The sequence below is a fragment of the Limnohabitans sp. WS1 genome (assembly GCF_003063265.1).
Classification (GTDB): domain Bacteria; phylum Pseudomonadota; class Gammaproteobacteria; order Burkholderiales; family Burkholderiaceae_C; genus Limnohabitans_A.
This window is the reverse complement of record NZ_NERU01000009.1, coordinates 75,129-87,065: the sequence shown is the minus strand read 5'-3', so window position 1 is coordinate 87,065 and position 11,937 is coordinate 75,129. Positions and strand designations below refer to the sequence as shown.

Genomic DNA, 11,937 nt, shown 5'->3' with positions numbered 1-11,937 from the left:
ACCCGACACACCGCTACATTCGCCACACTCGCCATGTTTGAAAGCTTTTATCCCGGCATGTCTTGGTCCGATCACCGGACGCACTGGCCACATGCACAGCACAGCCGCTTTGTGCAAGCGGGTGGCATCCAGTGGCATGTGCAGCAAATGGGCCAAGGCCCGTGCATGCTGCTGCTGCACGGCACCGGCTCGGGCAACTTCAGCTGGCGTGGCCTCATGCCCGCACTGGCTGAGCACTTCACCGTGGTCGCCCCCGACCTGCCCGGCCACGCCTTCACCAGCCGGGGCCCCGAGGGCGCGCTGTCGCTGCCCGGCATGGCAGAAGGCCTGCGGGCCTTGATGCTGCAGCTCAAGCTCACGCCGCAGGTCATCGTCGGCCACTCGGCGGGCGCGGCCATAGCCGCGCACATGGCGCTGAACTTTGACAGTGCCTCGCGCAGCACCCTGATCGGCTTGAACCCCGCCTGGTTGCCGCTGCCCGGCGTGGCGTCGTGGCTGTTCGGCCCTGCCGCAAAATTAGCGGCACTCAACCCGCTGTCCGCCTGGGCCACCGCCAAGCTGGCGGCCAAACCCGGTGCGGTGGCCGAGTGGATCGCACGCACCGGCTCCACGCTCGACGCGCAAGGGCTGGATCTGTACACCCGCGTGCTGTGCGACTCGGGCCATGTGCACGGCGTGTTGTCGATGATGGCGGCCTGGCGGCTCAAGCCCCTGGCCGCTCGCCTGCACGAGATCCGCAACCCGGTGTTCATGCACATCGGGGCACAAGACCAAACCGTGCCCCCGGCTTTGGCCAAGGAGGCCAGCCAGCGCTTGCCGCAAGCGCACCTGCACGTTCAAGCGGGCCTCGGCCATCTGGCCCACGAACAAGACCCGGCGGGCACGGCGTCATTCATCCTGCGCAGCTGCGGCATTTGACGCAAATCCACACGCGCTTTGCGGCGCTGAGCCTGTGGTAGTTTCAATGCATGGTGTTGTCGCTCGATTTTTTGTCTTTGCCTTTGTTGGCGGCTGCGGCGCTGGTGTTCATCAGCGTGCTGGCCGGGGTGTTTTCGGCCCGCATCGGCTTTTCTTTCCTGCTGATTTTTTTGGTGGTGGGCATTTTGGCCGGGGTCGATGGCCCGGGAGGTCTGGCCTTTGACGATTTTCGCTTGAGCTTTTGGGTCGGCAACGTGGCGCTGGCCGTGATTTTGCTGGACGGCGGCTTGCGCACCCAGATGGACACTTTCCGAACGGGCTTGCGGCCCGCGCTTTTGCTGGCCACGCTGGGTGTGGTGCTGTGCACCGCCATCACGGGCGCGGCTGCGTATTGGCTGCTCGATTTGCCCTGGCCGCTGGCCTTGCTGGTGGGGGCCATTGTCGGCTCGACCGATGCGGCGGCGGTGTTTTCGCTGCTCAAGTCCTCCGGCGTGCAACTCAACGAACGTGTGGCCGCCACGCTGGAGATCGAGTCGGGCATGAACGACCCGATGGCGGTCTACCTCACCATCACCTTCATTGCCATGGCGCTGGCCATGGGTGGACCCGGCAGCGCATCGCTCGGCGTGTCCGAGGTGCTGCTGTCGCTGCTGCAGCAACTGGGCTGGGGCAGCGTGCTGGGCTTGGGTTGCGGCTGGGCGCTGGCCGAATTGCTCAAACGCCTGGGCCGGGGCGAAGACGGCGGCGGCGGCATCCGAGCCCTGCTGATTGTGTCGGGCGGCCTCACGGTGTTTGCCTTCACCACTTGGTTGGGCGGCTCGGGCTTTTTGGCGGTTTACCTGATGGGCGTGGTGGTCGGCAACCGGGCGCGTCGCCAAGTGCGCGCGTCTTTGTCGGCCATGGACGGCTATGCGTGGCTGTCGCAGGCGGGCATGTTCTTGTTGCTGGGTTTGCTGGTCACGCCCTCCGAGTTGCTGCGCACGCTGTGGCCAGCGCTGGGGGTCTCGTTGGTGCTGATGGTGGTGGCCCGCCCGATCTCGGTCTGGCTGTGCCTCAAGCCCCTGCACTTTTCGGGGCGCGAAATCACCTTCATCTCCTGGGTGGGCCTGCGCGGCGCGGTGCCGATTGTGCTGGCGGTGTTTCCGGTGATGGCCGGGGTGGAAGGGGGCAGCATTTACTTCAATGTGGCCTTCACCGTGGTGCTGACCTCGCTGGTGCTGCAGGGATCCACCATCGCCTGGAGCGCGCGCCGCCTGAACGTGGTGGTGCCCGATCTGGACGACACCGAACATGCCCGTTTGGTGTTTGGCGACTTTGTCTTGGCGGCCACCACCTCCATGGGCGAGTTGTGCGCGTTTTACGGTTTGGAACTGCCCTGCGATGCCGACAAAACCGTGGGCCAATGGCTGGCCGACAGTTTGCATCGACCGCCCGTGCACGGCGACACGGCGCACCTGGGCCAAGCCGAGATCAGCGTGCGCGCCACCCAAGGCAACCGCATCACGCAGGTGGGCATCCGCATCACCTGAGGCGGTTTCAAAAAGACCTGATCTGCCCGTTCAGCGCAGAAAATCCGCCACAGCCTTCAACGACAGCTGCACCGCTTCTTCTTGCGGCAAATGACCGACGTTGGGCCAAGACACCAAACGGCTGCCGGTGATGGCTTGCAGGTAATCGCTGGCATTGCTCACCGGGATCATGGCATCGGCCTCGCCCCAGACCAGCAAGGTGGGGGCTCGGATTTGGCGCAGCAGTGGCCCGGGCTCTTGCAGCACGGTTTGCGCCAAACGGTCGAGCATGGCCTGGCGCGCCCCGGGGGCCAAAATCAAATCGTGGTAGCGCGTGGTCACGGCATCACTGAGCGACTCGGGCTGGGCATAGGCCGCTTGCAGGTTCATGCGCAGCAAAGGCTTGGGCAGCACATGGCGCATCAGGCCCAGCGTGGCGGGCACCTCCATGGCCTTGCCGTATTCAAAGCCAAAACTGGCAAAACCATCCGGGGCCACCAGCACCAGTTTGTCGGTGCGCTCGGGAAACTTGGCCGCAAAAGTCCAGGCGATGCGCCCACCCATGGAGTGGCCCACCAGACTGGCACGGGGCAAGCCCAAGTCGTCCAGCAAGGCGATCAGCAGCTGCAAGCTGCGCTCGTCGCGGTAGTCGTGCGCCGGGTCGGGCGGGCTCAGGCCGCTGCCGGGCAGGTCAATGCGCACCACGCGGTGCGTGGCGGCCAGGCCTTGGGCCCAGGCGTCCCAAGTTTGCAAACTCGAACCAAAGCCGTGCAACAAGACCACGGCTGGCCGGGCAGGCGCGCCATCGTGAACGGCAGGCGGTTGACCACTGTCTCGGACATGCAGCTGCCACGGCCCCACACGGCGCAGGTCAGACGGGGCCGCCAAGTAACGCGCTTCCAAAGTGGCTCGCGGCAGATCAGGTGTCCACAGCCAAAGCGACAGCCAAGTCAGGAAAGTCAGGGCCAGCATGTGCCAAGGCCTGATCATGCGGCGCAGCTCGCGTGTGCGAAACAGGCCATGGCTACAAAGAGAACATCAGCAGCAAGACCATCTGAAAGCCGTAAATGATCATCAGGCCCAGTTTGTAGGTATCGCGCAAAGTGTCCGACAGGCGCTGCATCTTGCGGTCCAGCCACCAGTAAGCCGCGCCACACATCGCGGTCATCAACACAAAAATCGTGGCCATCAAAGTCAGGGGCATAGGCGTTGGGTGTTTGAGGTTGAGCGTTTTAGTTCAGCGTTCGGTGTTGGGCGTTTTATTGATACAGCGCTGTCAAATTTAAGGTGAACGGTTTTGTTGGGCACAACAATCGGTGTGGGAGCCCCGCCCTTGGAGCGATGGGCAGTGTTCTACAAGGCTCCATCACGACAATGACGCCGCTGCAACATAAAAGCGTACATGCCATCTTCATCGGGCTGGATCCATAGCTTAGGTGTTGAGCGTTGGGCGGCGCTTTGATTTTTCATGCTGAGCTCTCAACAATGAACGCTCAGCGCACGCTGCAGGGCATCAGGTTCGCGCCAGGCCCAGCAGGTGGGCCATGTCCTTGACGAAGATGCGCACATGGGCCATGGGGTCCTTGCGGGCCAATTCCTTGTTCATGTACGACTCAAAGGTCAGGCGCTGCACATCGCGGTCTTCGCAGATCTTGACGAACTTTTCGCGGCGTTTGTCGTTTTGGTACCAGAAGTACTGCATCACACCCAAGATCCAGAACACCCGGCCGTGCTGCTTCATGAAGCTCTTGCGGCCTTGTTTCAGGCAGGCGCTGTTGCCGGTTTTCAGGGCCTCATGGGCGGCCTTGGCCACGCGCCGGGCGCAGTCCATGGCGTAATAAATGCCTTCGCCCGAGGACGGGGCCACCACACCTGCGGCGTCGCCAATGACCACCACGTCGCGGCCGTTGTCCCACTGGGGCAAGGGCTTGAGCGGAATGGGTGCGCCTTCGCGGCGCAAAGTGGGCGCATCTGTCAGGCCTGCGATGGCGCGCAAGCGCGCTGTGGCGCTGCGCAGCGAATACCCCTTGTCGGCGCTGCCCATGCCCACACTCATGGTCTTGCCGTGCGGAAACACCCAGCCATAAAAGTCGGGCGAGACTTCGCCTTGGTAGTACACGTCGCAGCGCGCCGCGTCGTAGCCGGGCTGGCCCACAGGCGACTCGATGATCTCGTGATAAGCAAACACGTATTTGGTTTTGTGCGCGTTGGGAATGGCTTGTCGTGCCACTTCCGAGCGTGCACCGTCCGCCCCCACCACCATGCGGGTGGACACCTTGATCGGCTGGGCGTGTTCCAGCGCGGCATGCTCTTTGGGCGTGACCGGGGTGAAGTGCACCCACAACTGGCCGCTGTCGTCGTGCTCGAGTTTGTCAAAAATGGCCTGACGACGCACCGCACCCGACTGGGCAGCGCGATCGCGCAAATACTCGTCGAACTCGTCACGGTCCACCATGCCGACAAAGCCGTTGTCGATGGGGATGTCGACCTTGTTGTCGGTGGGTGAGATCATGCGGGCACAACGGACCTTGGCCACCAGCAGGTGGTCGGGGATGTCAAAGTCCTGGATCAGGCGCGGCGGGATCGCGCCACCACAAGGCTTGGTGCGGCCCTGGCGGTCCAACAGCAATACACGCCAGCCTTGGCGCACCAGGTCATGAGCGGCCGTGGCTCCCGAAGGCCCACCCCCCACCACCACGAAATCAAAATCGGTCTGGTTCATGAGCTTGACCCACCTTTCAACAATACGGGACCATCAAAACGCAAAGGCGTGCGCTGTACTGCCGGGCCCGTGCGCAGGCGCAAAGCCACCGCCGCCGACACCGCAAACATGAGCCCTTGCATGCCAAACACAGCCGCATAGGCCGTGCGCTGTTCACCCAAAAGTGCATGGGCCAAATCGCTGGCGGCCGTGCCCAGCAAACCGCCCAAACCAAAGGCCGCCGCTTGCGCCGCGCCCCACAAACCCATGCGCGTGCCTTCGCGGCCTGGACCGCCTTCACCAGCCAAACGCATCATGGTGGCAATCGCCGCGATCGAAAACGCGCCGTTGGCCACCCCCAAAAACACCACATTGGCCTGCAGCGGCCAAGCCGCGGACAAGGCCGAGCTGACCAAACCCACCGTGGCCAGCGCCGAAAACAGGCAGCCGCCCACCATCCAGGCCTGCACAGACCCCAGCCGTCCCGCCACCCAACGCGAACCGGCACCGGCCACCGCCAGCATGCCGATCAGCACGCCCATGTGGTGCCAGCCCGACAGCTGCGTGGTTTGCCCCGGTGTGAAGCCGTGCACCGCGCCCGCAAAGGGCTCCAAAATCAAATCCTGCGCGCTGTAGGCCAACATGGACATGAAAACAAACACGGTGAAGGTGCGCGCTGCCGGATCGGCCCACACCTCTTTGAAGGCTTCTTTGAAATCTTGCTTTTGTTGGCGCTCGGCGGCCTCGCTTCGCACAGGCACCGTCTGCGGATCAGCGTCTTTTTCCAGGCCCCACAAACACAGGGCCGTGATCAAGGCGGTCAGCACACTCAAACCCGCCGAGACCTGGAGCAGCACCTGCGGGCTGTAGGGGTCAATCAGCTTGCCCACCACACCGGCAGTGACGGCAAAGCCCACAATCATCATCAACCACACCGTGGTGGCCGCAGGGGCGCGGCGCTCGTCAGGCACACGTTTGGCCATCAGCGCCAGCAGCGATGTGCCGCAAGCGCTCACACCCAAGCCAATCAGGCTGAACGACAACCAAGCCAACAACGCGCCATAAAACGGCTCGGTGGCCATCCACACCGTGGCCCACGCGGCCGTGAAGCCGCCCGCACCCAGCACGAGCATGCCGCCCATCATCCAGGGGGTGCTGCGGCGGCCTTTGTCAGCCCCAAAACCCATGCGCGGGCGCACCATCTGCACCGCGTAATGCCAAGCCACCAAAAAGCCGGGCAGCAAGGCCGGCAGCGCGAGCTCTACGACCATGATGCGGTTGAGCGTGGAGGTGGTCACCACCACCACCGCCCCCAAACAGGCCTGAATCAGGCCCAAGCGGATGATCTGAAACCAACCAAACACTGGCATGTTCAACGCTGTGCTCATAAAGCCCCCACGGTGTGTTGCAACTGATTCAACTGGCGCAGGCCCCAGGCGCTGACCATCATGCCGCTGACAAACAGCGGCACGCCAAAGGCCGACACATGCAAAGCCCGCTCCACCGGGTGGCGCAAAAATTTGGCCATCGAGGGCCCTTGCAAAACCGCCAAAACCAAGACAGCCGCGGCGTGCCATGGCAGTTGCCAGCTCAAAAGCAATGCCGACACCACCACCTGCGGCACCAGCATGAACACACAGGCGGTGCGGGCTGCGCCGTGCGCACCCAGCTGCACCGGCAGCGACGCCACGCCCATGCGGCGGTCACCTTCAATGGCCTTGAAATCGTTGAGCGTCATGATGCCGTGCGCCCCCACGCTGTAGAGCAGCGCCAGCGCCACCGAATGCGGGCCGGGCCAGGCTCCGCCCAGCATGACGGCCGTGCCCGTGAGCCAAGCCAGCCCCTCATAACTCAAGGCGCAAGCCGCGTTGCCCCACCAGCCGTTGTTTTTCAGGCGCACTGGTGGTGCGCTGTAGGCCCACGACAGCGCAATGGCCAAGGCGCAGGCGGCAAAGCCCCAAGGCCCCATGAGCGTGGCCCAGATCAGCGACAGCGCGGTCCAGGCAATGGCAATGCCCAGCCCCCAGCGCCCGGGCATTCGGCCCGAGGGGATGGGGCGGTTGGGTTCGTTGATGGCGTCCACATGCCGATCAAACCAATCATTGACGGCTTGGCTGCTGGCACACACCAGCGGGCCAGTCAGCACGAGGCCCAAGAGCAGCAAACCCCAATGCGCGCTCAGGGCCTGACCCGAGGCCACCACCCCGCAGGCAAAGGCCCACATGGGCGGGAACCAGGTGATGGGTTTGAGGAATTCGGCCACCGTGCGCAAAGCGGGCCGGGTGAGCACGGCCGATGCAAGGTGCGAAGCCTGAAGTGGGGGCGAAGGGGCCAGAGGCGGGGTGTCCATGCCCCCATTGTGAAGATCGCTTTTAAAATGTCAACTAGGATTGACACTTACCGTCAATTTAAATTGACATTCTTCAAGGATTGTCTGCCTCAGCCTCGGCCACCATGCCAAAGCGACGCAGTTTGACGTACAGACTTTGGCGTGACAAACCCAACATTTCCGCAGCCGAAGCGCGGTTGTTGTGGGTCAATTCCAATGCGGCTTCGATGCACATGCGCTCAATGGTGTCCACCGTCTCACCCACAATGTCTTTGATGGGTCTGCGGCCCACCAACTGTGACAATTCGGCAAAGGGGTTGATTTGGCTTTGTGCCACCGAGGCCCCGCCTTGCAGGCGACGGTCCATGTCGCGCACAAAAAAGGCGTACATGGGCTCGGGACGCGCCAGGCACACCGCCGAAACCTCGACCGGCAAAGTCATGCCTGACAAAGTACGCACTTCGGTGGCGAAATTGCGCACGGGCAGTTGCTGGCGCAAACTGGTGTTGAGCACACCCCAATCGACCGATCCGCGCAACAACCAGCGCTCCAGACTTTGCCCCACCACTTGGGAAGAAGCGGTCAAGCCCAGCAAGGCCATGCCTTCTTCGTTGACGCTTTTGATCACACCCGAGGTGTCGGTCAACAACCAACCGTCGGGGAAACGCTCCATGGCTTCGCTCAGTGCCGCCGATGAGCCACTGTCCTGACGCGCGACCACCGTGCTTTCCCGGGTCACCAAGCGCACCAAAAACTGCGCCCCGCCCTCTTGGCGAAACACCGTGGCCGACACCGTCCACGCCGAGGGCAAACCCGCCACGCGGGCCGAACACATCTCGATGCGGCCAGTGGCCAGCGCCATGCGCAGCAAAGACTGCACTTCGCCTTGGCTGTCGCCTTCAAAACACTCCCGCACATCACGTCCGACCAGGCGTTTGCCCGCGTCTTTGAGCAAGGCTTGTGCACCCACATTGGCCTCGAGTACACGCTGCGTGGCGGCGTCCACCATCAACACAGCCTCGGAAGAGGTGTCAAACAGGACACGGTAACGGGCCTCAATGTGACGCAGACGCAAATAATCGCGCTCCATCGATTGCTGGGTTTCAACCAGGCGACGTTGCAATTCGGCCAGGCTTTCGAGATCGCGGCCCATGGCCAACAACTTGCCTGCCCCCAGGGGCAACACCACGTATTGAATGGCCACCTCGTTGCCGACGGGCGAGAGGTGGTTCACATGCCGCCAGCGCAGCACATCGGGCGCCCCCTGCGAGTGCAGCATTTCCTGAATTTTGCTGCGACTTTCGCTGGTGACGGTATCGATCCAGCGGCGACCGACCCAAGACTGGCAACCCAAAGCCGCCAAGGTGTCGCGCCCCGTGGACACATCCTCAATCAGCCCCATGGGGTCCATGACCAAAGTGACGTCCGACACCACACCCAGCAACTGGGTGAAGGTGGCGGCATCTAAAGAGGGAAGCTTCATGTTGTAAACCAAACGGGTTTGAGCATCAGGAAGTTGACACTTGAATTTGTCATACAAGTATAGACCCCTGAGGGTATACCTCGGCCATAACAGCGAAATTTAAAGGTAATAAAAATGATCTAACTGACAATTTAAACCCCTTTTGCCAGTGGCAAAGCCATCTGAAGTGTGAGCCATGCCACCGTGCCCGGCGCATCTTGCGCCACAACTTGTGCGGGCATGCCCACCAAACGATGCGGTGCGACATGGGCCATCGGGCCGCCGACAAACAGACGCACAGCGAGGTTGTCCGCGCCTGCCAGCAGTTGTGGCAACACACTGTTCATGGCGTCCAAATGTCGATCGGTGCTGACCGAGATGCCCACCGCGTCAAACCATTCGGATTGAAACAAGCGCTTGAACTCCGCCACATCCTGGGGGACACCCAGCGTGACCAGCCAACCCGCCCGTTTGAAAAACTCACTCAACATGAGCAAACCCATGCTGTGTTGAGCGCCAGGCTCGGTCATGAGCAACAAACTCAGTCCATTGCATTGGGCGGGCGTTTCGTGCAAAAACTCGGCACTGAAATCATGCAGCAGCTGCTGCAAGTGAGTCGAAGCAATGGTGGTCATGGCGAAATCGAGCCGGTCAGAACACCACCAATCCCCCAGCAAACGCGCACAAGGCGTGATGCCTTGCAAATAGATGTCCTCCAGGGACTGCCCTTGACGTTGCCAGCCAAAAACCACTTGACGCGCCGCGTCCAGGCCTTGCAAACAAGCTTGCGCCAGGATCTGGATCTGGGCCAGGTCGAGTGCCGACTTGCCCGTGAAGGACGTGCCACCCACCAAGCGCGGCCCCACCGGCGAGCCTTGCCGGATGGCTTCGGGCAAAAGCTGTGCACTGGCCAGTGGCAATGGCGGCGACGGAGAGTTTTCGAAATTGAATTGCGCCATGACAAGCACCGATCAGCAGAGGAAGACATCAGCGGCAGGCTCCAACACTTTGGAGTGCTCGACGCAAGAAATGAAGGGAATGAAGCCCATCAGGCCCATGTCACCAACACAGGTTCAAGTGTGAATTCAATTGCCATCCCTGTATTCAGTGTAAACCCTAGAATTCGAAATATATGTCAATTTATGTTGACACACTGTATGTCCAGACTTACATTCAAGCCAAGACATCCACGCCACAAGGTTCCTCATGCCCGCTTCCAGCCCCCAGGTTTTGTACACGCCAGCGCAACGCGCCCGGCGTGACGCGACCGCCTGGACCTTGGTGCAAGGCATTCTGGCCCCGGTGCAGTTCCTGATTTTTGGCATCAGTTTGTATTTGGTGATCAACAGCCTGAAGACGGGCGAACACACCGACTGGGCCCTGGCCTCGGTGGTGCTCAAGACCGTGGTGCTCTACGCCATCATGGTCACGGGCGCCATCTGGGAAAAAGTGGTCTTCGGCCAATACCTGTTTGCGCCTGCCTTCTATTGGGAAGACGTGGTCAGCATGGGGGTCATGGTGCTGCACACCGCCTATGTTTGGGCTTGGTGGCAAGGCGCTTGGAGCGCCAACGACTTGCTGTGGTTGGCCTTGGCCGCGTATGGCAGCTACGCCATCAACGCCGCGCAATACATCCGCAAGCTGCGCATGGCGCGGCTGCAAAAACAACCCTCATCCACCTCTTTGCCCGACACGGGCGCACAGGCCAGCACATGAGCACTGTCATCCCGATTCGCGCCGAAACTTCCGCGCAAACCTCCGGCTGCACCGACGTTGTGCCCTTGGTCGAACGCGGCCAGCGCGAGGTGTTTTGTGGCCTGACCGGCATCATCTGGCTGCACCGCAAGATTCAGGACGCTTTCTTTCTGGTGGTGGGCTCACGCACTTGTGCCCACCTGATCCAGTCGGCCGCCGGTGTGATGATCTTTGCCGAGCCCCGCTTCGGCACCGCCATCATCGACGAACGCGACCTGGCGGGCCTGGCCGATGTGCACGAAGAACTCGACCGCGTGGTCGGCCAGTTGCTGGCCCGCCGCCCCGACATCCGCTTGTTGTTCTTGGTAGGCTCTTGCCCGTCAGAAGTCATCAAGCTCGATCTGTCGCGCGCCGCCGAACGCCAAAACCAGATTCACCACCCCAAGGTGCGCGTGCTCAACTACTCGGGCAGCGGCATCGAAACCACCTTCACACAAGGCGAAGACGCTTGCCTGGCGGCCATGGTCCCCGGCCTGCCCGCCAGCGCCCCCGACACTGCCCCAGCCCTGATGGTGGTGGGCACCTTGGCCGATGTGGTCGAAGACCAGATGCGCAGCCTCTTTGATCGCATGGGCTTGCAGGTCAGTTTCTTCCCGCCGCGCAACAGCCAGGCCATGCCCGTGGTTGGCCCGAACACCCGTTATTTGTTGGCCCAGCCCTTCTTGGCCGACACCGCACGCGCTCTGCAGTCGCGCGGTGCGCAGCATTTGCCTGCGCCGTTTCCGCTGGGTGTGGAGGGCACCACCGCCTGGCTGCAAGCGGCAGCCACCGAGTTGGGTGTGGCCCCCGAGGTGTTTGAACAAGCCACCGCCGCACCCCGCCAGCGCGCCGAAAAAGCCCTGGCCGTGCAACGCCAGATGCTGCAAGGCCAGCGCATCTTCTTCTTCCCCGACTCGCAGCTCGAAATTCCGCTGGCGCGCTTTGTGCACCGCGAACTGGGCATGGATTTGGTCGAAGTGGGCACGCCCTATTTGCATCGCCAGCACATGGCCGCCGAACTCGCCCTCATGCCCGCAGGCACCCGCATCAGCGAAGGCCAAGACGTGGACCTGCAGCTCGACCGCTGCATCGCCGATGCCCCCGACCTCGTGGTCTGCGGCCTCGGCTTAGCCAACCCGCTCGAAGCGCAAGGCATCACCACCAAGTGGGCCATCGAGTTGGTCTTCACCCCCATTCAGGGCTACGAACAAGCGGCCGATTTGGCCGGCCTGTTCAGCCGCCCCCTCAAACGCCGCCTGAAGCTGGCGGCATAAGCGCAGGAACA

Annotated in this window: 11 protein-coding genes; 4 read left to right on the top strand and 7 right to left on the bottom strand. The window is 62.3% G+C overall.

All coding sequences use genetic code 11. The features are described from left to right. Nucleotides 1-33: 33 nt before the first annotated feature. Together bchO and B9Z48_RS12440 are read left to right on the top strand one after the other, a co-directional pair. Entirely contained in the window at nt 34-918 is an 885-nt protein-coding gene (gene bchO / locus B9Z48_RS12445; protein ID WP_089956768.1) for an alpha/beta fold hydrolase BchO, read from the top strand. Nucleotides 919-968: 50 nt separating this feature from the next. Next, nucleotides 969-2,447, top strand: a complete 1,479-nt coding sequence (locus tag B9Z48_RS12440) for a potassium/proton antiporter (protein WP_108378778.1) — start codon at nt 969-971, stop codon at nt 2,445-2,447. A 30-nt stretch (nt 2,448-2,477) separates the two neighbouring features. Here B9Z48_RS12440 and B9Z48_RS12435 read toward each other — a convergent pair whose 3' ends face one another. The 7 genes from B9Z48_RS12435 to B9Z48_RS12405 form a co-directional block, all read right to left on the bottom strand. Next, nucleotides 2,478-3,416: an alpha/beta fold hydrolase gene (locus B9Z48_RS12435; RefSeq protein WP_089956763.1), complete on the bottom strand. Its 939-nt coding sequence runs from the start codon at nt 3,414-3,416 to the stop codon at nt 2,478-2,480. 34 nt (nt 3,417-3,450) lie between these two features. Further along, complete coding sequence (locus tag B9Z48_RS12430; protein WP_089956760.1) at nt 3,451-3,630, bottom strand: hypothetical protein; 180 nt, start codon at nt 3,628-3,630, stop codon at nt 3,451-3,453. A 309-nt stretch (nt 3,631-3,939) separates the two neighbouring features. After that, the gene (locus tag B9Z48_RS12425) at nt 3,940-5,148 is read right to left on the bottom strand and encodes a geranylgeranyl diphosphate reductase (protein ID WP_089956757.1); all 1,209 of its coding nucleotides are present in this window, start codon (nt 5,146-5,148) and stop codon (nt 3,940-3,942) included. Continuing rightward, the gene (locus tag B9Z48_RS12420; RefSeq protein ID WP_108378776.1) at nt 5,145-6,515 is read right to left on the bottom strand and encodes a BCD family MFS transporter; all 1,371 of its coding nucleotides are present in this window, start codon (nt 6,513-6,515) and stop codon (nt 5,145-5,147) included. The genes B9Z48_RS12425 and B9Z48_RS12420 overlap by 4 nt, the downstream gene beginning before the upstream one ends. Further along, nucleotides 6,512-7,477 (bottom strand): chlorophyll synthase ChlG, encoded by a 966-nt coding sequence (chlG, locus tag B9Z48_RS12415; protein ID WP_089956752.1) that lies wholly within the window; start codon nt 7,475-7,477, stop codon nt 6,512-6,514. The genes B9Z48_RS12420 and chlG overlap by 4 nt, the downstream gene beginning before the upstream one ends. Before the next feature lie 73 nt (nt 7,478-7,550). Next, nucleotides 7,551-8,939, bottom strand: coding sequence for a transcriptional regulator PpsR (gene ppsR / locus B9Z48_RS12410; protein ID WP_108378875.1), 1,389 nt, complete (start codon nt 8,937-8,939; stop codon nt 7,551-7,553). Between the two features lie 131 nt (nt 8,940-9,070). Beyond that, nucleotides 9,071-9,877, bottom strand: coding sequence for a B12-binding domain-containing protein (locus B9Z48_RS12405; RefSeq protein WP_108378774.1), 807 nt, complete (start codon nt 9,875-9,877; stop codon nt 9,071-9,073). Between the two features lie 247 nt (nt 9,878-10,124). On the opposite strand from B9Z48_RS12405, the gene bchF reads away from it, so the two are divergent. Both bchF and B9Z48_RS12395 read left to right on the top strand, forming a co-directional pair. Then, entirely contained in the window at nt 10,125-10,634 is a 510-nt protein-coding gene (gene bchF, locus B9Z48_RS12400; protein WP_108378772.1) for a 2-vinyl bacteriochlorophyllide hydratase, read from the top strand. Continuing rightward, nucleotides 10,631-11,926, top strand: a complete 1,296-nt coding sequence (locus tag B9Z48_RS12395) for a ferredoxin:protochlorophyllide reductase (ATP-dependent) subunit N (protein WP_108378770.1) — start codon at nt 10,631-10,633, stop codon at nt 11,924-11,926. Before bchF ends, B9Z48_RS12395 begins: the two co-directional genes overlap by 4 nt. The last annotated feature ends 11 nt before the right edge of the window (nt 11,927-11,937 follow it).

What these genes read in the sequence shown, in the direction of transcription:
- bchO (WP_089956768.1), top strand. Translation starts at nt 34, where the DNA reads ATGTTTGAAAGCTTTTATCCCGGCATGTCTTGGTCCGATCACCGGACG.
- B9Z48_RS12440 (WP_108378778.1), top strand. Translation starts at nt 969, where the DNA reads ATGGTGTTGTCGCTCGATTTTTTGTCTTTGCCTTTGTTGGCGGCTGCG.
- B9Z48_RS12435 (WP_089956763.1), bottom strand. Translation starts at nt 3,416, where the DNA reads ATGATCAGGCCTTGGCACATGCTGGCCCTGACTTTCCTGACTTGGCTG.
- B9Z48_RS12430 (WP_089956760.1), bottom strand. Translation starts at nt 3,630, where the DNA reads ATGCCCCTGACTTTGATGGCCACGATTTTTGTGTTGATGACCGCGATG.
- B9Z48_RS12425 (WP_089956757.1), bottom strand. Translation starts at nt 5,148, where the DNA reads ATGAACCAGACCGATTTTGATTTCGTGGTGGTGGGGGGTGGGCCTTCG.
- B9Z48_RS12420 (WP_108378776.1), bottom strand. Translation starts at nt 6,515, where the DNA reads ATGAGCACAGCGTTGAACATGCCAGTGTTTGGTTGGTTTCAGATCATC.
- chlG (WP_089956752.1), bottom strand. Translation starts at nt 7,477, where the DNA reads ATGGACACCCCGCCTCTGGCCCCTTCGCCCCCACTTCAGGCTTCGCAC.
- ppsR (WP_108378875.1), bottom strand. Translation starts at nt 8,939, where the DNA reads ATGAAGCTTCCCTCTTTAGATGCCGCCACCTTCACCCAGTTGCTGGGT.
- B9Z48_RS12405 (WP_108378774.1), bottom strand. Translation starts at nt 9,877, where the DNA reads ATGGCGCAATTCAATTTCGAAAACTCTCCGTCGCCGCCATTGCCACTG.
- bchF (WP_108378772.1), top strand. Translation starts at nt 10,125, where the DNA reads ATGCCCGCTTCCAGCCCCCAGGTTTTGTACACGCCAGCGCAACGCGCC.
- B9Z48_RS12395 (WP_108378770.1), top strand. Translation starts at nt 10,631, where the DNA reads ATGAGCACTGTCATCCCGATTCGCGCCGAAACTTCCGCGCAAACCTCC.